We start from the raw sequence: 20,500 nt of genomic DNA, 5'->3' as shown, positions 1-20,500 counted from the left end.
TGCGCCCAACACCACAGTCGGGACGCGGTCATGTCAACGTTGCAGCTACATGATGTTTACCTCGCTCGCCAGCGCATCGAATCGCTTGTCCGGCGTACCCCCTTGGAATACTCGCCCAGCCTTTCGCAACGATTGGGCGTGGCGGTGTACCTCAAACTCGAATCCCAGCAAATCACCGGCAGTTTCAAATTGCGCGGCGCGAGCAATGCCGTGGCGCAGCTCAGCGCCGAGGAGAAAGCGCGTGGCGTGGTGGCGGCGTCGACCGGTAATCACGGTCGTGCTCTGGCGTATGCCGCTTCCCGGCAAGGCGTGAAGGCGACGATTTGCCTGTCGCATCTGGTGCCGGCGAACAAGGTTCAAGCCATTCGTGATCTGGGCGCCGAGGTATGCATCGTCGGCCAGTCTCAGGACGACGCCCAGCGTGAAGCCGAACGGATCGCCAACGAGCAAGGCGCGACATTGCTGCCGCCGTTCGATCACCCGACCATCATCGCCGGGCAGGGCACGCTGGGGCTGGAAATCCTCGAACAGCAACCGGACGTGGTGCAAATTCTCGTGCCGTTGTCCGGCGGCGGTTTGTTTGCCGGGGTTGCGCTGGCGATCAAAAGCGTCAGCGCGAACATCATCACCCACGGCATCAGCATGCAACGCGGTGCAGCCATGCACGCCAGCCTCGCAGCCGGGCATCCGGTGGAAGTCGAAGAGCTGCCGACCCTGGCCGACTCGCTCGGCGGTGGCATCGGCCTGAACAACCGTTACACCTTCAACATGACTCGCGATCTGTGTGACCACCTGCATTTGCTCAGCGAGACTTCCATCGCCAATGCCCTACGCCATGCCTATCGCGAAGAGCGTCTGGTGCTGGAAGGCGCGGCCGTGGTCGGGATTGCCGCGTTGCTTGATGGATTGATTGAGCCGCGCGGGCCGATCGTGGTGGTGGTCAGCGGCCGTAACGTCGACATCGATCAGCACCTGCGCGTCCTCGCGGGCGCAGATGCGTGAACCCCAACAATAACGACTGAATGGAGTGCCGCATTGATGAGTGACATCACCTTATTGAGCGAAGCGGATCTGCGTGCCTGCGTAGCACTAGACCTGCCGAGCATCGAAGCCATCGAACAAGCCTTTGTGCTGCTGGCCACAGCAGCGGTGGCAATGCCGCCGATCCTGCGTCTGGACATCCCCGAGCACAATGGCGAAGTGGACGTGAAGACTGCGTACCTGCCGGGCCTGGAGCGTTTTGCGATCAAGGTCAGTCCGGGTTTTTTCGACAATCCGAAACTCGGCCTACCGAGCCTCAACGGCATGATGATGTTGCTGTCGGCGCGCACCGGTTTGCTCGACGCCTTGCTGCTGGACAACGGTTATCTGACCGCCGTACGCACAGCCGCGGCGGGCGCCGTGGCGGCTCGCGCCCTGTCGCGGGTCGACAGTCGCAGCGTGGCGCTGATCGGTGCCGGCGAGCAGGCCGCGTTACAGCTTCAGGCATTGCGCCTGGTGCGACCGATTGAATCCGTTCAAGTCTGGGCACGTGATAGCGCCAAGGCTCAAGACTTCAGCGCTGAACTGGCGCGCGACAGCGGCCTGACGGTCACGCCTTGCGCGAGCATCGACGAGGCCATGACCGGCGTGGACATTGCGATCACCTGCACCCCGAGCCGCGAACCCTTGATCGAAGCGCGCCATCTGCACCCCGGCTTGCATATCACAGCCATGGGCTCGGACGCCGAACACAAAAACGAAATTTCCCCCCAGGCGCTGGCGCAGGTCGACCGCTACGTGGCGGATCGCTTGAGCCAGACGCGAATCCTCGGCGAGTTGCATCACGCTCTGGCGGCCGGCGCTATTACCGACGAATCGGGCTTGGCCGAATTGGGGCAAGTGCTCGCAGGCCAGCGCCCAGGTCGGACCAGCGAGGCGCAAGTCACCTTGTGCGACCTCACCGGCACCGGCGCCCAGGACACCGCCATGGCCAATCTGGCCTTCGAGCGCGCGCGCTCGGCCGGCAAGGGTTTTCAGTTCGGCAGCTAATCCACTTTTTTCATCCGTGCGTCATTTATCAGAGGGCATGTGCATGTCTCAGATAGTCATCAATCTCCCGTTCGAACGGGAGGAATACGCCCAGCGTCTGGCCAAGGTTCGAGCGGCCATGCAGATTCAGGGCATCGAGCTGTTGCTGGTCACCGATCCGTCGAACATGGCCTGGCTGACCGGCTATGACGGTTGGTCGTTTTACGTTCACCAATGCGTGTTGTTGGCGCTCGACGGCGAGCCAGTCTGGTTCGGTCGCGGGCAAGACGCCAACGGCGCCAAGCGCACGGTGTTCATGCAGCACGAGAACATCGTCGGTTACCCGGACATCTACGTGCAGTCCCGGGAACGCCATCCGATGGATTACCTGTCGCGGGAAGTCATCAGTGCCCGGGGTTGGGACGCGCTGACCATCGGCGTGGAAATGGATAACTATTATTTCAGCGCCGCCGCGTATTTGTCGCTGCAGAAAAACCTGCCGCAGGCCAAGCTGATCGACGCGGTCGGGTTGGTGAACTGGCAGCGGGCGATCAAGTCGCCCCAGGAAATCGCTTACATGCGCATCGCTGCGCGCATCGTCGAAAACATGCACGGGCGGATCCTCGAACGAATCGAGCCGGGCATGCGCAAAAATGAACTGGTGGCTGAAATCTACAGCAGCGGGATCCTCGGCGCTGACGGTCATGGCGGCGATTACCCGGCCATCGTGCCGCTATTGCCCACGGGTGCCGACGCCAGCGCGCCGCACCTGACCTGGGACGATTCGCCGTTCGAAAAAGGCGCCGGGACCTTCTTTGAAATCGCCGGTTGCTACAAGCGTTATCACTGTCCGCTGTCGCGCACGATCTATTTGGGCAAACCTCCACAGCACTTCCTCGACGGCGAAAAAGCGGTGGTCGAAGGCATCGCCGCGGGACTGGAAGCAGCCAAACCGGGCAACACCACCGGCGACATCGCTGTGGCGTTTTTCAAAGTGTTGGAGAAATTCGGCATCCACAAGGACAGCCGTTGCGGCTACCCGATCGGGATCAGCTATCCGCCAGACTGGGGCGAACGCACCATGAGCCTGCGTCCCGGCGACACCAGTGTGTTGCAACCGGGCATGACGTTCCACTTCATGCCGGGCCTGTGGATGGACGATTGGGGACTGGAGATCACCGAAAGCATTTTGATCACTGAGACCGGTGTCGAGACACTGTGCAATGTGCCACGCCAACTGTTCGTGAAGGATTGAGCCATGAGCGATTTACCTGACAATCCGATCAATGCCACGGTGGACTTTGCCCGCGAAGGCGTGCAGCACGGATTCCTCAAATTGCCGTATTCCCGGGACGATTCGGCCTGGGGCGCGGTGATGATTCCGGTAACGGTGATTCAGCGCGGCCAGGGTCCGACTGCGCTGCTTACCGGCGGTAACCACGGTGACGAATACGAAGGCCCGGTGGCGCTGAGCAAGCTGGCGCAGGGCCTGACGGCCGCCGAGGTAACGGGGCGGGTGATTATCGTCCCGTTCATGAACACCCCGGCGTTCCATGCTGGTCGGCGCACGTCGCCGATCGACAAGGGCAATCTCAATCGCAGTTTCCCCGGTAAGCCGGACGGCACCGTGACCGAGAAAATTGCCGATTACTTCAATCGGACTCTGTTGCCCTTGGCCGATATCGTGCTGGACATCCATTCCGGTGGCCGCACCCTGGATTTCCTGCCTTTTGCAGCCTGTCATGTGCTGCCCGACAAAAAACAGCAGGCTCAATGCGAAGCCGGCATGCGCGCTTTCAATGCGCCTTACAGCATGCGCATGCTGGAGCTCGATGCAGGGTCGATGTACGACACCGCCGCCGAGCGTCAGGGCAAAGTCTTTGTCACGACCGAACTGGGTGGCGGTGGTTCGTCCACGGCGCGCAGTGTGGCGATTGCCGAGCGCGGGGTGCGCAATCTGCTAGTGCATGCAGGGATTCTTGAAGGTGAGATCCAGCCCGCGGAGTCAATCATGTTAGGCATGCCCGATGCCACTTGCTTCATCGATAGCGAACACGATGGCTTGCTGGAAATGTGCCGCGATCTGGGCGACAACGTGAGCAAGGGAGAAGTGATTGCCCGCGTTTACGACGCTACCCGTAGCGGCGTCGCTCCGGTGGAATATCGCGCGGCCCGCAGCGGGCTGCTGGCGGCGCGCCACTTTCCAGGAATGGTGCAGTGCGGCGATATCATTGCAGTCATCGCCGATGTATTGACCTGACCCCAACCCCTGTGAAAGTGAGCTTGCCCGCGATGGCGGCGGCACATCCAGCATCGATGTGACTGACATACCGCATTCGCGGGCAAGCCCGCTCCCACAGGTTCTGCCACAATTTTCAATGCCCGGAGGTCCTCGGACCATGCACAAGCTCGATCGCTATGACCTGAAAATCCTGCGAATCCTCGCCGAAGATGGTCGGATCACCAAGTCGAGCCTGGCCGAGGCGATCAATCTCTCGGTGACCCCGGCGTGGGAGCGGGTTCGCAAGTTGGAGTCGCTAGGGCTTATCAAGGGCTACCGGGCACAGATCGACTGGAACGCGGTGTTCAAAGGCCAGCAGGTGCTGGTGGAAATCACCCTGGCCCGACACACCGCCCAGGACATGCGGCGGTTCGAGCAACGCATGAACGAGGCCGCCGAAGTGGCATTCTGTTACGCCACCGGTGGCGGTGTTGATTACATGGCGATGATCCAGGCGCCGGACATTGACCATTACCAGCGGTTTATCGACCAGTTGTTGCTCGATGACCTGGGCATTGAGCGCTACTTCACCTACATCGTCACTAAAACCATCAAGACCGCGGGTGCCTTGCCGGCCGAGGTGGCGCAAGAACCATAAATCGGGGCAAAACCTTCACCGCAAAAAGTCCCTGTTTACCGGCGTTCAATCAGAAAAAACCTATGGTTACACCCCGCCAAACGCCAAATCATCTTGGCTGCGCTGCCCTAGCATGGATTCACGCACACGGTTTGGAGTGAACGCCATGACATACAAACATCCGCTGTTGTTCAAAGCACTTTGCTACGTAGACGGCCATTGGGTCCACAGTGACAGCGGCCATAGCGTCGCCGTGCACAATCCGGCCGATCAGAAGTTAATCGGTCATGTGCCGATGCTCGATCAGCCTCAGATCATCGCCGCCGTAGATGCCGCACACCGGGCGTTTTCAGCCTGGCGTGAACAAAGCCTCGATGACCGCGGAACGATTCTGCGGCGCTGGGCGGCGTTGATCCTTGAGCATCAGGAAGACCTGGCGCGGATTCTCAGCCAGGAACAAGGCAAGCCCCTGGCCGAGTCCCGCGGCGAAATCGCCTACGCCGCCAGTTTCATTCCATGGTTTGCCGAAGAGGCGCGGCGCCTTTACGGGCAGAACATCCCCAGCCATATCCCCGGCGCGCATCTGGGCACGATCAAGGAACCGGTTGGCGTCTGTGCACTGCTGACGCCGTGGAATTTTCCTTCGGCGATGATCACCCGCAAAGCCGCCGCCGCATTGGCCGCCGGTTGCACTGTGGTCATCAAACCGGCCCACGAAACGCCTTACTCGGCGTTCGCGTTGGCGCAATTGGCGGAAGAAGCAGGCTTCCCCGCCGGCGTGTTCAACGTGGTGCTGGGCGAACCGCAAATGACCATGCAAACCCTGGTGCAGGACGCTCGCGTGCGTTCGGTCAGCTTCACCGGCTCGACCCGGGTCGGCAAGTTGGTCCTGCAAGCGGCAGCCCAGGATGTGAAGAAGGTATCGCTGGAATTGGGCGGCAATGCGCCGTTCATTGTCTGCGCCGATGCCGATCTGGAGCTGGCGGTGAAAGTCGCGGTAGAGGCCAAGTTCCAGACCTCCGGCCAGGATTGCTGCGCGGCCAATCGGATTATGGTCGAACGCTCGATTTATCCGGCGTTCCTCAGCCGCTTTGCCTCTGCGGTGCGCGAACTGCGGGTCGGCCCCGCGCTGGTGGGTGATCAAGAGCAAAGCGTCGACATCGGCCCGCTGATGCATCAGGCCGCCTTCGATGTGACCGTCGAGCGTGTGGCTGATGCGCTGAAGCTGGGCGCGCAACGTCTGGTGGGCGGCGAAGCGCATGCCCTCGGCGGATTGTTCTATCAGCCGACGGTGCTGGCCGACGTTACGCCGCAGATGCGTATCTACCGCGAAGAAAATTTCGCGCCGATTGCTGGCGTCATGCCTTTCGCCACCCTCGAGCAAGCCATCGAAATGGCCAACGACACCGAATACGGTCTGGCTGCCTACATTTGTTCCAACCGCTTGGACCTAATCTACCCCCTGATTCGCCGCCTCGACCACGCCATGGTCGCGGTCAATGGCGTCAAGTTCACCGGCCATCCGATCCCGTTCGGTGGCATGAAAGCCTCGGGGCTGGGCCGCGAGGGCGGTACCGAGGGCTTCGAAGCCTTTGTCGAAACCAAATACTTTTGCCTGCACCATCAAGGCCAGTTCTAAGGAGATCCGCCATGAGCCAAAAACTCGATTCGTTGTTCGAACAAGACCGTGCGCACTTCATGCGCCCGTCAACCCATGCCCATGACCACGCCAGCGGCACGCTCAAGGGACGCATCATCAAGAGCGCGTCAGGCATTCGTATCCGCGACCACGAAGGCCGCGACTTCATCGACGCCTTTGCCGGGCTGTACTGCGTGAACATCGGCTACGGGCGCACCGAAGTCGCCGATGCGATCTACAAGCAGGCAAAGGAGCTGGCCTATTACCACACCTATGTCGGGCACTCAACCGAAGCGATCATCGAGCTGTCGAGCCGCATCATCGACTGGGCGCCGGAGGGCATGAAGAAGGTCTACTACGGCCTGTCCGGTTCCGACGCCAACGAAACCCAGATCAAACTAGTGCGTTACTACAACAACGTATTGGGTCGCCCGCAGAAGAAGAAAATCATCTCCCGTGATCGCGGTTATCACGGTTCAGGCATCATGACCGGCAGCCTGACCGGCCTACCGACTTTCCACCAGCATTTCGACCTCCCGGCCGAAGGCGTTAAACATACCATTTGTCCGCACTGGTACCGCAAGGCACCGGCAGGTATGGATGAAGCCACTTTCGTGCGCTATTGCGCCGACGAGCTGGAGAAAATGATCCTGGCCGAAGGGCCGGACACCGTCGCCGCGTTCATCGGCGAACCGCTGATGGGCACCGGCGGCATCATCGTTCCGCCGGCCGGCTATTGGGCCGCCATACAAGCGGTGTTGAACAAATACGACGTGTTGTTGATCGCCGACGAAGTGGTCTGCGCCTTCGGTCGCCTGGGTTCGAAGATGGGCAGTCGGCGCTATGGCATGCGTCCTGACCTGATCACCACGGCCAAAGGCCTGACCAGTGCCTATGCGCCTTTGTCAGCAGTGATTGTCGGTGAAAAAGTCTGGGACGTGATCGAAAAAGCCTCCGAATCTCAAGGTGCCATGGGACATGGCTGGACGTACTCCGGGCATCCGATCTGCGCGGCGGCGGCCCTGGCCAACCTCGACATCCTGGAGCGGGAAAACCTGACGGCCAACGCAGAGAATGTTGGCAGCTATCTGAATCGTCGATTGCGGGAAGTATTGGAAGGTCATCCACTGGTGGGCGAAGTGCGCGGCGACGGCATGCTTGCCGCGGTCGAGTTCATGGCCGATCGTGAGCAACGCACACCATTCGATGCTGCGTTGAAGGTCGGTCCGAAAGTATCGGCAGCCTGTCTTGAACGCGGAATGATTGCCCGAGCGATGCCCCATGGCGACATTCTCGGTTTTGCACCACCGTTGATCTTGACCGAGGAGGAGGCCGACCTGATTGTCGACATCACCAAAAGTGCGGTCGATCACGTGGCCAGCGAGATACTGGGCTAAGCCTTACCGCTCCCCCCCAAAAAACCGCTCGATCCTTCACCGTTCGGGTGGTTTTTTGTATCGCAAGTTTGGTCTTGTTGTGAACAAACTGCGAAGAGAAGATTGTGATTACATAAACTCATTTTGGGAGTAAGGGGAGCCGGAGATGCACTGTTGAAGGCCCATCGAATGACTGCTTCTGGCCGTTTTCTGCCCATCGCGAGAGGCAGAAAACGACCCAAAGCTGCCTCTGGTGACCGGCAGCAGCCGGCCCAAAGTGTGTAAAAACGCTTCGCCAAAATTGAAGTGTCCGCGTCTACGTTAAATCTGAAATTTATCGGCACTTCTGCAGATGTGGATTTCGCGTAGAAACGCGATTTCCAGTCCAGTTTTGAGCACCTGACGTGCTCAAAAACGTTTTTACACAGCCTCGGCCAAAAGCAGACGTTACATTAAGAGCTGCTTTTGGTCGATATTGGATAGGGTGGTGGATTCCAGCTGCAATCCCTCAACAGCCGCATGCCTCCCCGCCTCGCATTATCTATTTCTCAACGCACGTGATTCAGCGCCCGCGCCCTCGCTAAGCGACCTCTAATAGACCATTAGTCGCTTTCACATGATTCACCACTGCTTCAGTGATTTGAGGGATACTCCACCCTTCGGCATTAATAATGGTGCTATCTGGATAATGGGCTTGTATGTGCAACACATGGTCATGCAGACATACAAACAACACATCATTATTTTTTAGGCGAGCCTTGAGTGCTATCAAATATTCAGGTGCAGCCTCCGATCCCACCACCATGACACGCGGAGAAGCAAAATTCGCAATTGCGGGACGGTCAATTACGGCAACTGAACGGTTTGACGTGCGAATTGCTTCAAACCAAAAACCGTCTATTAACGATTCAACCAAAGTGTATTGGTTCGTGTCGAAGATAATATCCACAAGCTTTGGGAACCAGGCAACATAGCCGATGGCGGATGGTTTTAGCTCTTCAGTTGTAAAACATGCCCGAACCAATTCCTCAGCTAGCTTAGTCAGTTTTTTATCAACATACATCAACCTTGAAACTAGCTCATCGTATTCATGCTTTTGTACCGGGTGACTCAGTTGCAGTATCTCAACAGGATCAACATGACCGTTACCTTGGCTCGGTTTCAGGTCAAAGCGGGTCGCGACATAGGATCTGCGGAGCATCTGCAGTTGCTCATCTGAAACCTGACTGAGCGTAATGATGAGGAAACGTCTGCTCTTCCCTTGCACCTCGCCACGACCAATGGCCGCAGCCAGGCGACCATAGTACTTGGCCTTCTCGTTTTCCATATCTGCCATGCAACCTGACAGCAAAGCGGTGTAATCATCCGCTGTCAGGTGCTCCGTGACCTCTGGAGTAACCTCCCCAGAAAAGACGCTTTGGATGAATTCTTCGTAACGTTTTTCAGACCGGCGCTCCATCTGCGCAGCCGCTTGTTTACTAAGCAGCTGCAACCCTTCATAGCTCGCTGTCAGCAAACCTCCTCCGGGGAGCATTCCAATTCCAGCCTTGGCTGCGATGGAGATCAGTTCAGTGAGGGGGTGTTCGGCGTCCTTCGTCATTCCACTTCTCCAGTTGTATAGCTCGGCATTAACCATCGCAGAGCGTAGGCCAGCTGTGCGCGGTAAGCCATTCGACGTAGAGCTTTTCTTGGCTGCGGTGCTGACGGATTCGCATGCAACACGGTTCCGACATTTAAAGCGAGCAAAACTCATCCGAGCTGAAACAGCTGAACGCTGGCAGCCCGCCCCCGACACATATCAGGCACACCTCAAGGTGGATGCTCAACACGACCTCGAATCCGCTAACACTCTGCGCGACCCTGAATCGTGATCGAGGCAGGTATCAATCGGGGATTGGTCAGTGCCAGCTTCTGGCCGGCTCCCACCTGTCGTGAGCAGCAGAGACTGGCTGAATTCTGCCGGTGCTGATCGGCAGCTAAGGGTCGGCTCCCGCCCATAGTGAACGGCAGAGTTCGGTCAAGGTGGTCCCGAGAGCTATGCCAGCATATGAAGCATGTCCATGAACATCGGACCTGAGAGATCACGTATCTCTCCGTCGTCAGCAACCAAGCAACCTACAGCGCCAGCGAATGACTCTTGGTCATGCGCTGGGATGTCCAAGCTGCAAATGATCCTGTAGCGGAACAGCCAGCCGCAGGCCACGCGACCACACAGTTCTACCGTTTGATGATATCCATCAACGGACAGGGGCCGGGCACCGTGGGCCTGCGCAAGGTTATATGCTGCACTGCCTGTAGATTCGCGTTGGGAAGATTCGTCGTTCATACGCACTGAAAATGGCTGGAATAGCAGTCGATTATGTACTCGTTTGGTTTGAATGTCTGGGCACCCGCTCTGGGTCGATTACGGCCCTCGCGACAGGCAGAGATCGGCCAATCGCTGCCTGTCGGAGGATGAGAGTCGAGCTGGCTTGTTTTTGAGTAGGTGTTCCTAAGGAGAGCCATTGCGCACTGGAAACAGGAATCGCGACGTTTAAATGTTATGTCGTCAACCAAAACGTTGCATGCTGCTGAAAGCCCCAAGCAAAAGGGGCTTTTTGATGACCGTCAGAGTCGTCGCCGTAACTATGACAGTGCTTCATGAGGGCCCGCAGTGTGGCTTTTCACAGAGCGTCTCCGCTGAAAATGATCTTGTCGGCAGCCTTCGTATGTATAGCGTTGTCTATTGGCACTACCGATCAGGCTCGACGGAGCTCCATCTCGACGATGCGTTGTTTTTCTCGCTATAGATGAGGGCTGAAGGACCCAGCAGCAGTAACGTTTTTTTCTTGTTCTTAGCGGATGGGCCTCCAGTTGTCCAAGGTATCCACGTGTCAAAGAAAGGCCGATCCCGCTCCTCCATGTCATGTCGTAACTGAAGGATTTCGGATGTCGTCGGTACATTGTTCGTATGGGCGACGCTTGGGACGATTTTGTCCAAGTCCTTGAAAAACTGTGTGCTGCTGAAGCCCTTCATTGAAAGGCCATGTGTGCGCAGCACATTTACCAATTTCGAATTTGCTCCTTTGAGATAGGTCGCCATCTGAAATGTTTTCGTGATGGGGAACAGGAAAAAACTCGGATTCGCGCCACGTGTCGTCAGTGAAAGCTCGTAGTCTCCTCGCATGGAAAATAAGCAGTCAAACTCCACTGCCCCGGTTTTGAACCTGAATTTTTGGATGTCCAGGTTCTGGGCTTGCATGCTTTTACCCAGTTTTTCCAAGCCGCTCATGTGTATGCTCATGGTCTAACCTCGTCCATTCGTAAGTTTTTACTCGTGAGGGCGATCACACCCATTTGATGCGGCCGTCTTTGACCCAGAAATGAGACCGGCAACCATTGTTCAACCATACGGACGGATGAAGGGACGGCTGGCCAGCTGGATTCAACGTATAACTCCAGCGAGGATTGGCCTCCTCAATCACAAGCAGTTCAATGGTTCGGCCGCAGCCACATGGACATCGAAAACCCATGCACCAGTCTTCTCTGCCGTCCCTGGCAAGTACGAGCGAGCGAATTGGCATCTTGGCCGGAAGAGAATCTCCCTTGACGACGATCAGTCTTCGAGGAGGGAGGTATGGCTCAAGCCAGAGCAGTGTGTTGGCTAGCAGATTTCGGAAGAAGGTCATGGCCGTACTCCGAGGTCAGGCAGCCCCAGAAGTGGTTCTTTCCCTCCTTGCGCTAGTTTAGGGTTAGGCGCTTTTCTGAATGAGTCCTCGTGTTCGAAGTCCTCCAGGCACCCGGACAGCGTGAAATTTGTTTGGGCATATTTGGAGTTGTGTTCTTCGCGAAACGGGAACGCCCGGGCAATGAATTCGTTCACGCAAGCACTGGCTGCTCGCATGTTCAGCGTGATCACAGAAGGGGCTTCCTCCTGAACACCGGAGATGTAGCCATGCTCCACTTGATCACGATGTGCATCGGGGTTAGTGCTCCGCAGTGCCTCAGCGTAGAGCGAGTCTGGGGTGTAGATTTTACGGTCGGCCAGTGTGGCGCCGCCTGGCTTGGCGTAGTCAATTCGCCCCTGAACATCGTGAATTGCTCTTCCATCTGACTCGGTGGGACGGGTAGGAATTTTTACCCCTACGTCGAACAATGGCGTTAGGAAGCTTGAAGCCATCAGATCACAGATCATCCTGCCTTGGTGCGTATCGACGCAGCAGAAAATGACATCAGCGTTAGCAACCGCTAAAACAGCTTCGCGCGAGAGCACCGAGTTGTTAATTGGCTCGGCGACGTAGGGGCCACGGATCCGCTCGATGACCTCTGCAAACATCTCAACTTTAGGGCGTTTTGACTGGGCATCGGCGATAGTCGAGTTGAGGATACGATTGAGGTTTTTCTCTTCAACATGGTCATGATCAACCAGGATGACTTTGCCAAACCCCAAGCGGGTCACTTGCTCCGCGACGATCGAGCCGGTACCTGAGACCCCAATCACCGCGACCGTCAGTCGCTGGAGTGCGTGGGTCATCTGCGAAGTAAATGCCATAGGAGGCGTCAGGTGCTCTTCCGCGTCGATCGACCAGAAACGGATCGTGTCTCCAGGGACCGTGACCAGCTCAATGCCTTCGCACGTTTGGTCAGGATGATAAATGCGCGCGCGCATAGCTCCGCACGGCACCATGATTGCCGAGCCGTGAATGGACTCCACTCCCTGAGCTAGCGAAACCATAGTGCCGGCATCGCTCGCATCGTCGACCCAAGAAAACTCGTACAAACCGCCAGGATGTGAGTGGACCAAAATGATAGAGCGCGCCCCCACGAGCGCTCTATCGATGGCGTCTTCTAGGTACTTGCCTGGCCAGGTGAGTGAGTCAGGAGTACGGACTGAGCACTCCTTGTGCGGTACCAGAATCAGCTCTTGGCTGAGAAGTTTCAGATTGCTGCCAGGCGAGCGAGTGCAAATGAGGATGGCTGCGGCTTCCTTACCGTCGCCCGGGAACAGGTGTTCCCGAAGCGAGGTATGGATCTCGTCCGTCAGCACCAGACGAGAATGGGCTTTCACAGGCCTACCTCCTTCATGATGCAACCGTCGGCCATCGCGAGTTGGGTGGTGATGTTGTCCGTTGCCGGATTCCAAGCCCGGTGACGCGACCAGCCTTGGAACGTGACGCCATCGATGTGGCCCACCACTTGGGTCTGCGCGATCTCTGCCCCGTTCGCCAGTCGCACTGCTGGATGGACGTAGAACATGTCGAGCATGGCGGCTGGATAGCCAGCCGGCACGTTGAGTGCCAGCTGAACCACTGCGTGGGAGTAACCAGGAGGAAGTTGGTAGTCGTTGATCACCAGCCAGCGACCGCTATCTGCGTTCAAGCGGGTTTCCCATTGATGGCCCGCCGCGTTCAGATACTGCTCGTCCTGTGGCAGCAGACTGAACTCTCGGCGTGGTACCTGCGGGACCTCGCCGTTATTCACGTCCTTTTGAGTCAACCGAAGCTTCTCGATACCTGGGGCGCGCAGATCGATCACGTCATTGATGGTGAGTTCCTTTTTCGGCTGGTCACTGACCATGAGGAAGATCTGCCAGGCTTGGTTCGTGTCGAGTTTGGCTTTGATCATGGCCTCACGAACGCTCACAGTGTGCGTCTCGAACTCGTAAACTACACCCTGGACATTCAGCTTCCAGATGGCTTTACGGGTGATGAAGCGCTCGACCCCCGGCTCGTCCAAGTCAACGAACTCGTTGTTCTCGATATCTTTGTCAGCTTCGTCTTCACGTTCGAGCAGCAGCCGCTTGTTGTCTGCGATGTCTGCCAGGATGCGGATGGTTTGACCGGAGATATGGTGACATGGCCATTCAAATCGGGCGCCATCCACGGTCAGAAGGTATTTCCGATCCGACTCGACCACGATGAAACGGTTCAGGCCATCAGTGATTTTGGCGATCTCGTCCGGGCGAATGTCTTCGAGAGCCCCCGAGGGCAGCAGTTGGAGGATGACCGGCAATTGATCAGGCGTGAAGCCTGCCGCCGCTGCAATTTGCGCTCCAGTGGGAGTGCGATCTTCCAGATGAACCGATCGGAACTGCAGGTCATCGCCAGCAATTTGAACGGTGATATTGTGTTGGTGATGCTGATTTTCAGTGTTCATTTTTCAGTATTTCCTTTGAATTCCGCGCATAGCGGCTTCGGGTCGCCGAGGGGCGATCCAGGTCATTGCCGTAGCTGAGAAGTTCTGCAGTCGATGCTTGACTGATGTGCGGAACACGGGAATACTGTTTTTCGTTTGAAGCATTCCACTACACCGTACGGCGATTGCACTCGCTTTCCGGTATCTCATCTACGAAGTTTTTCTTCGGTCAGGTGGCTTTACATTCTTGCTCTCCTTCTTCGCTGTAGTTGACGATTTGTGCTGTCGGCGCATATTTCTTAACTGCTGAAATCATTGCGTCCCGAGTATTAGCGGTGGCTTGCTTGCCTCCGTGGCCGATGATCCTGTTGTTGGACGACCTCAAGCTAAATGAATGCTCCCCTGTCTCGCTCCTGCTGTAGAACCGGTCGAATGGAGAGTGCTCACGACAGGACTCAATTCCCTTACCGCAGTTGGCCCGACTGGTGTACACGGCGCTCGAGAGGATCACCATTCCTTTGAGATCTTTGAGCTGAAAGCGCATTTCGCCATTTTTCGACTCGTGAATCTCGTAGCGCGCTTTCATACGGGGGTCTCCTGGTCATCTTACCCGTCTCGATCAATGATCCCGTTTAAGCTGAGCCCAAAAAAAGGAGACATGCCAAGAGCATACCTCCTTTTCTCGATAAAGCAACCCCTTTAAGCAGAATTGCCAATCACGTGGTAGATGAACTCTTTCCCGCCGCTCTCAGCGGTCATCTCAGCTCTCACCAAGAAGCCGTCCTCGGATAGGCGCTTGAGGCGGGTGCTAGCGTTCTGAACGCTCATATCTAGAGCTTGGGCGATTTGGACAGTGGTCGCTGATCGCTTTTGGGTAACGGCGTCCAGAAGGGCTCTGCTGGACTCGGATGGCTTAGGGCCGACGAAGAAGCATTTGTTGCTGGTCCAGCACGTAACTATGTAGTCACCTGATAAAGCTGCACCATTTAGATTATCGATTATGTCTTCATCCGCAATATCTCTAACGAAAAACGCTATCTGTTTAGCGTATCGTTTAAAAGTGTAGATTAAACATTCACGGAGAAAGGAAACATCAGCGCCTTCAATTCTCTTGAGGGATATACCAATTGTTTTTGATTTTATTTTTGAGTCAATAAAATCAATTAATTGAGCATGAGCCTTCCTACCCCTAGCTGTGCCGTAGGGGTTGCTTCCATCCGTGAAATCCCGAAGGTCTATAATGCTAATATTCTCGTTCATATCTTCAGTTTAACCAGAAACATCTTAAATGTCAAGAGTGAATTTAAATGTCAAGAGTAAATTCAAAGACAACATGTGTTCCCGAAAGTTTCGGTAAGTCTAAGGACCACTCATGACCATAAAGGCTCTGATTTTTGAAAGTAAGCGCTACAGAAAAATTTTGCTGCCTAATTTTAATCGTAGCATTCAACTTCTCCGCTTGATATTGGCTAGCATTCAAGCCGGCACCTCTGCCTTTGCCCAGTCTGCTCAGCCCTCTATATCTCATCGCATGAATAATCAACATAGGGTCTGAGATTTTTTGCGAGCCTGGGAACTGGTTGGCTATCTCAGGAAAATGCACATCAAGCGCAGGGCGTAGTGTCGCGCAGATACCTTTGCCTGAATCCGAAATCACCGCCACCAGGCACGTTGAACCGTAACGCCTATAGCTTTGTAGCCCAGCAAACCCAGGTATTTGGGTGTCTGAGTGTTCCTCTACATTGCCCACAAACTCGCTGACGAGGGTAAACAGCTTATTGGCATGTTGCTCGCCAAACGCCTCGACGAAGCTGTGCTTGATGCTCTCAGGTACGCTCTCATTCGCTGGGTTTTCGCTGCTGCTAGGCTTGATCTCTAGCAGCTCTACCAATCCAGCATTATTGGCTTTGTACTGTTGGGCTGCGGAGGTAGGCGGTCGGCGAGGAAGAACTTTAACCGCCCGATCCAGCCGATCGATAAAGCCCGATCGATTCAAGTAAGAGAGCGTCGATTTGTTCTCTGTGAAATCAATCTCAACTGTTTTTTTTGCAAAAATCAGTTGATTGGCAAGCGCTAGGATTCGCGCCGCAGCACAAAGAAGGACTTTTCGTTCCTTCTGAATTTTTAATACTACATGCCCATGAATAGCATCTAGCGGTGATCCGGACTTTAAGAGTGACTTCTCAAAATGTTCTTGGGTTATCCATGTCCCTGTAGAGGTAAACTCTAAAACAAAACTTGCATCCTTCTTTAGCTGCCATACGAAATTATCATCCTGGACAAAAACATCTAGATGGTCGTATAAGCATTTAGTTACCTCTTTCCGGTCGCACTCCAGAGCTTTCGCAATATCGCGAGCTTTCAGCCCTGGGTTTCCTTTGAGTAGCTGGGCAATCCTTTTCCGCATCGGCATTGGAGGTATCACTTAAATATTAAAGCAGTTATATAATTTCCTTGAGGTTCAGATTATTTGAAATAATTTGACCTTCTCGATCACCGGTGATGCTGTGGCGGTGATGAAAATTATACAGCTCCACGGATGGAATCAAAATGCCATCCAGCGGTTTTACGCTTTCCTCCAGGTTTGCGGAAGTGGGCTGCCGGGCCCTCTCGCGGGTCACCCACGCCATGGGTATTTACTGTATGCCCATCCAGTATTTTTGGCAAGCCTTGCTTTGTTGCTGAGCTAAGCAAGGCATTGCTCGCGGGCTTGGAGGTACCCGACTCGGCCCCCTGGCCTGTCTCCGCCAGTTGGATACCAGGCATCTGGCCCAGCAATTGCCAGCGATTCATCACGTTTTTTCCCTCAACCTGATCCCCACCCAGCACATCGACGGATGTCAGTACATTCTCGGTGTGAAGTGCTACGCCGGCCTGACCTGAAGCGCTCAATTCACCTAGGGTTATGGTCGAGTTCCCAGGTTGTGAAGCCGGAAGGTCGGGGCGGCCAAGGCTGTGAGAACAGCGAATGAGGCCGAAGCGGTTTTCATAAAAGCTCCTAACGTCCGCAAGCTATGGCCTGCGGCGGTACTGATCTGTGGTAAGCAAGGGTCGATTTGACGCTAGGGCTATGCAGCCAGCAGCGAGAAACGGCGCTAGTCTATGTAGTCGGCTCAGCCGGTGAGCTTTTTCGAACGAGGTTAGGTAAGACCCTATCCGTTCTACAGGCGGCGGAATGTGATGCCAGCCCCCTCACTCCACGAGTTGGTATTTCCCCCGGTACGAGTGGGACGGTTTACCCGCATTGGCTTTGGTAACCTGCTCACTCCAAAGGATCGTCGTTGAGCGACTGGCTCTGGATGGCGCAATTGTCGACCTAAGGTTAGCGTACCGATTAAGCGAGTTCGAAATCCTTAGGCATTCTTCCTCCAACGATAGCATTGCCCTAGAGTGGCGTACGCGCGTGGGAGCTTGTAAGGGGGCAAGCAGTTAAGGGCTTATCCGTTGTCCTTTGCCTGATGCCAATGCCGATCAACGGTTGTGGTACCGATGCCCAGCTTCCGAGCTATTTCGATTTTGGTCAGCCCTTCAAGCTTCAGAGACTGGACTGCCTTACGATTTTTCTCCGCCTGGCGTCCTCTTACACCCTGATTGGCCGCGGCACCCTCTTCGTTGCGTAGCTTTTTGTCTGCGATGTACTCGGTGATCATACGTTCTTGGGTAGCTTGATACTCATCTAGCTTTAAGGCACCCAATCGGGCTTCTGCCGCAAATAGCACAAGACTTGGCATAACCCCTAAGCATTCACATAGCGACCTGAGCTTCGCTATGGATATCGATTGCCGACCTCTCTCGACGGCCCCCAAATACTCGCGACTCAATGCGCGCAGGCAATCCTCGCGTCTCAGTCCGGCGTCGACTCGGATCTCCCTAAGGACTTGTCCAAGGGCTTCCAGATATTCCATCTCTCTTCCGTGCAGCCACAAAAGAGATTATCAGGCCATGCTTTGACACCCCACATCGCGGAGCTATAACATGTATAGGTGGGGTTTCCGCCTCAGTAGCTGCATCAGTACGCCAATTCCATTCTAGTATCACGGGCCTTCAGCGTGGGGCCTCGTGGCAAGCGCTGGCGATTTTCAACCCTTAAGCCGTTTCACGCGAGCCGGCTCACTCGCAATGGTGTCACTAGTGATTTACGTGCTTGATCCCAAGAGCCGCGATGTACATGTAGGACTACATTGCGAAGTCGAAGGCATTTGCTTCCTCGCAACGATTACTTCAATTCATACTGGTAAGCGCGACAGAGCTGCATTAATTCGCTGCGCCTACGAGCTCCAGCACTACCTCTCACTCGCGAAGGATGTGGCCATTGAAGCAGTGCAAATGGTATGCCCACCAAGCCTTACGGGCGGGGAGGATTGGAGCCTAGAAGAACTGATTCAGATCGTTTGCTACCGGGGAATTGGGACGGATGCAGGGGCCGTTGTTTATAGGACGTCGATGGGCACCTATAAGCTAGGAGATCTCGATCTGCGGAAGAGGAAGACGCGGCAAGTGTGGTATTCGCAGCAGCGTCTTCGTTCTCACATTCCTCAAGCATCCGATCGTGCTCTCGATCTGAACGAGCCGTACCTATATGCCGCCGTTCCCTAATGCGGGGAGTTTTATGAAGCCTAAGCACGAAGATTTCGGGGCGTCATGGGCTGCTTTAGAGCGGGCGAGAGAGGTGGTGTCTAATGCCAGACATATCGTTTGCTTCACTGGAGCTGGTATTTCGGCCGAAAGTGGTATTGCCACATACCGTGACCCGCTGACCGGCATATGGGCTGAGCACGATCCGCGGACGTTAGAAACGGCGAGCGTCTTTCGTAGAAATCCGCAGCTTGTGTGGGGATGGTATCTGTGGCGACGGCAGCAGGTTACAAACGCCCAACCAAACGCTGCCCATTTTGCTGTCGCTCAGTTAGCAGCCACAGGTCGAAAAGTCTCTGTCATCACTCAAAACGTCGATGACTTGCATGAGCGAGCAGGCTCTGGCGATGTACTGCATCTGCACGGCAGTCTGTCTACGCCAAAGTGCTTTGCGTGCCATCGCCCCGGAACATTGCCTCAGCATCAGATGCCCCTGCCAGCGGGTGGAGCATTGGTCGAGCCGCCGCGCTGTGAAAGGTGCAGTGGAAGACTAAGGCCGAACGTGGTCTGGTACGGCGAGGATTTACCGTCAGACGTTTGGAAGTCGGCGATCGCATCGGTAAAAAGCTGCGACGTCCTGATATCCGTAGGCACATCCGGGATCGTCACCCCTGCGGCGGACATTCCTTGGCTTGCGCTGTCATCCGGCGCGACAGTCATTCATGTCAACACGGAGGATGTCAGTACCGCCGAGCCGAATGAGCTAATGCTCATCGGGAAAGCTACCGAGGTCCTGCTGAAGCTTTTTGCCCTAGTCACTCGTGCGGAGCAACCACAATGACCACACCCTACGAGCGGACACTTAGCGTGATTGAAACGGGCAGTTTTTTGGCGATGCTTTGGCGAGATAGATCATTACCCGACAACGTCCGGGATCAAGCCAAACAACTCCTCCGCCACTACCCTACTCCACAAGCCGTGAGACTGGCTGGACGATGCGAGGCGATCAGGCAGTATGAAATTTCGAAGCTTCCTATCAGTCCTCAAACTATGCATCCAGCATTGGCGACCTGGTCTCTTCTCGAACCATTTTTTTACGATTCAACGGAACGCGATACGCCTAAGCCCGTTGCCCCACCGGCTGCGGCCACTGTGCCCAAGCTTCAGTCCATATCCGGCACAGTGGGAGCGCACCAGGCCGTCAGCTTGCAAATGCTGGGGCAAGCGCAATCGACAGGGATTGGATGCTTGAGCGCCGAATATCGCTGTTTCAAATCAGCTCGAGCACCGTCATGACGATGTTTCCGAACTGCTTATAACGCCCGCCCATCGACCGGTATATTGAACTGTCGAGACCACTTCCTGATGTATCCATCTACTGGTCTACCGGAAACTGCTGTCTGGATTCTGAGTATAAGTTTAATATATAGGGCGGTATTTATGCGCCTGTGGAACAAGTTTGCATCTGCTTATTCAGGCGCATCCCGAAGCCTGTATCCGTTAATGTCGATCGATTTCTGTTTATTTATTTCTGGCTTTCTACTAATTTTTTAATTTCTACTAGCTCTGTTGAAAGCTCCATAATCTTAGCGTCCGCCTCAAGCAAAAGGGATTGAAGATAATCTCTTTGGGTTTTTATTTCTTTAATTTGCGTACGCAACGTTCGATTTTTATCCCTCTGGCCAACCAATTGTTTATGCTTGGAAGGTGGAGTGTCCACGGAAAATGACGCAATCCAGTTCTTGATCTCATTGATTAATATTGGGAAACGGCTTTTCTTAAGCGCTGACGGATCCAGGCCTGCTTCCCTTGCAACATTGTTTTGTGTGATTGGTGTACCAGAAGGAACAATAGACGACGCACCAATTTTCAGCCTTTCAAAAGCAGCCCGGAATCTATCTTCTGCTGAGCAATTGGACGGTAGCATT

General features: G+C 55.3%; 20 protein-coding genes. 9 read left to right on the top strand and 11 right to left on the bottom strand.

The window, feature by feature from the left end:
• The first annotated feature begins 30 nt into the window (after nt 1–30).
• From eutB to FIV39_RS30645, 7 genes are all read left to right on the top strand, one after another.
• Nucleotides 31–1,002: a hydroxyectoine utilization dehydratase EutB gene (gene eutB / locus FIV39_RS30675; protein WP_019818796.1), complete on the top strand. Its 972-nt coding sequence runs from the start codon at nt 31–33 to the stop codon at nt 1,000–1,002.
• Nucleotides 1,003–1,038: 36 nt separating this feature from the next.
• A complete protein-coding gene (gene eutC, locus FIV39_RS30670; protein ID WP_017736589.1) occupies nt 1,039–2,031 on the top strand; it encodes an ectoine utilization protein EutC in 993 nt (330 codons plus the stop codon).
• 43 nt (nt 2,032–2,074) lie between these two features.
• Nucleotides 2,075–3,265: an ectoine hydrolase DoeA gene (gene doeA, locus FIV39_RS30665; protein WP_019818799.1), complete on the top strand. Its 1,191-nt coding sequence runs from the start codon at nt 2,075–2,077 to the stop codon at nt 3,263–3,265.
• Between the two features lie 3 nt (nt 3,266–3,268).
• On the top strand, nt 3,269–4,270 hold the full coding sequence (doeB, locus tag FIV39_RS30660) for a N(2)-acetyl-L-2,4-diaminobutanoate deacetylase DoeB (protein ID WP_017736591.1): 1,002 nt from the start codon (nt 3,269–3,271) through the stop codon (nt 4,268–4,270).
• 139 nt (nt 4,271–4,409) lie between these two features.
• The gene (locus tag FIV39_RS30655) at nt 4,410–4,889 is read left to right on the top strand and encodes an Lrp/AsnC family transcriptional regulator (RefSeq protein ID WP_017736592.1); all 480 of its coding nucleotides are present in this window, start codon (nt 4,410–4,412) and stop codon (nt 4,887–4,889) included.
• A 145-nt stretch (nt 4,890–5,034) separates the two neighbouring features.
• Entirely contained in the window at nt 5,035–6,507 is a 1,473-nt protein-coding gene (locus tag FIV39_RS30650) for an NAD-dependent succinate-semialdehyde dehydrogenase (protein WP_017736593.1), read from the top strand.
• 11 nt (nt 6,508–6,518) lie between these two features.
• Nucleotides 6,519–7,904, top strand: coding sequence for an aspartate aminotransferase family protein (locus tag FIV39_RS30645; RefSeq protein WP_090401491.1), 1,386 nt, complete (start codon nt 6,519–6,521; stop codon nt 7,902–7,904).
• 559 nt (nt 7,905–8,463) lie between these two features.
• Here the strand turns inward: FIV39_RS30645 and FIV39_RS30640 are convergent.
• The 10 genes from FIV39_RS30640 to FIV39_RS30590 form a co-directional block, all read right to left on the bottom strand.
• On the bottom strand, nt 8,464–9,483 hold the full coding sequence (locus FIV39_RS30640; protein WP_090401492.1) for a hypothetical protein: 1,020 nt from the start codon (nt 9,481–9,483) through the stop codon (nt 8,464–8,466).
• 1,131 nt (nt 9,484–10,614) lie between these two features.
• Complete coding sequence (locus tag FIV39_RS30630) at nt 10,615–11,154, bottom strand: DUF6037 family protein (protein ID WP_090401494.1); 540 nt, start codon at nt 11,152–11,154, stop codon at nt 10,615–10,617.
• A gap of 55 nt (nt 11,155–11,209) precedes the next feature.
• On the bottom strand, nt 11,210–11,395 hold the full coding sequence (locus FIV39_RS33235) for a DUF6527 family protein (RefSeq protein WP_244176465.1): 186 nt from the start codon (nt 11,393–11,395) through the stop codon (nt 11,210–11,212).
• 152 nt (nt 11,396–11,547) lie between these two features.
• Entirely contained in the window at nt 11,548–12,930 is a 1,383-nt protein-coding gene (locus FIV39_RS30620) for a ThiF family adenylyltransferase (RefSeq protein WP_090401496.1), read from the bottom strand.
• Entirely contained in the window at nt 12,927–14,018 is a 1,092-nt protein-coding gene (locus FIV39_RS30615; RefSeq protein WP_090401497.1) for a multiubiquitin domain-containing protein, read from the bottom strand. Before FIV39_RS30615 ends, FIV39_RS30620 begins: the two co-directional genes overlap by 4 nt.
• Nucleotides 14,019–14,226: 208 nt before the next feature.
• Nucleotides 14,227–14,583 (bottom strand): YegP family protein, encoded by a 357-nt coding sequence (locus FIV39_RS30610; protein WP_090401498.1) that lies wholly within the window; start codon nt 14,581–14,583, stop codon nt 14,227–14,229.
• A 113-nt stretch (nt 14,584–14,696) separates the two neighbouring features.
• Nucleotides 14,697–15,257: a winged helix-turn-helix domain-containing protein gene (locus FIV39_RS30605; protein ID WP_090401499.1), complete on the bottom strand. Its 561-nt coding sequence runs from the start codon at nt 15,255–15,257 to the stop codon at nt 14,697–14,699.
• 43 nt (nt 15,258–15,300) lie between these two features.
• Complete coding sequence (locus FIV39_RS30600) at nt 15,301–16,410, bottom strand: ATPase (RefSeq protein ID WP_090401500.1); 1,110 nt, start codon at nt 16,408–16,410, stop codon at nt 15,301–15,303.
• A gap of 28 nt (nt 16,411–16,438) precedes the next feature.
• Nucleotides 16,439–16,627 (bottom strand): hypothetical protein, encoded by a 189-nt coding sequence (locus FIV39_RS33170; protein ID WP_167361084.1) that lies wholly within the window; start codon nt 16,625–16,627, stop codon nt 16,439–16,441.
• An 807-nt stretch (nt 16,628–17,434) separates the two neighbouring features.
• Complete coding sequence (locus tag FIV39_RS30590; RefSeq protein WP_090401501.1) at nt 17,435–17,902, bottom strand: helix-turn-helix domain-containing protein; 468 nt, start codon at nt 17,900–17,902, stop codon at nt 17,435–17,437.
• Nucleotides 17,903–18,606: 704 nt separating this feature from the next.
• Between FIV39_RS30590 and FIV39_RS30580 the strand changes: the two genes are divergently transcribed.
• Entirely contained in the window at nt 18,607–19,413 is an 807-nt protein-coding gene (locus FIV39_RS30580) for an SIR2 family NAD-dependent protein deacylase (RefSeq protein WP_090409845.1), read from the top strand.
• On the top strand, nt 19,410–19,868 hold the full coding sequence (locus FIV39_RS33790; RefSeq protein ID WP_090401503.1) for a BPSL0761 family protein: 459 nt from the start codon (nt 19,410–19,412) through the stop codon (nt 19,866–19,868). The genes FIV39_RS30580 and FIV39_RS33790 overlap by 4 nt, the downstream gene beginning before the upstream one ends.
• Before the next feature lie 229 nt (nt 19,869–20,097).
• Here FIV39_RS33790 and FIV39_RS30570 read toward each other — a convergent pair whose 3' ends face one another.
• Nucleotides 20,098–20,499 (bottom strand): hypothetical protein, encoded by a 402-nt coding sequence (locus FIV39_RS30570; RefSeq protein WP_090401504.1) that lies wholly within the window; start codon nt 20,497–20,499, stop codon nt 20,098–20,100.
• Nucleotide 20,500: the final 1 nt, after the last annotated feature.

Source organism: Pseudomonas grimontii (assembly GCF_007858185.1).
Lineage (GTDB): Bacteria > Pseudomonadota > Gammaproteobacteria > Pseudomonadales > Pseudomonadaceae > Aquipseudomonas > Aquipseudomonas grimontii.
This window is presented reverse-complemented; position numbering and strand designations above follow the sequence as displayed.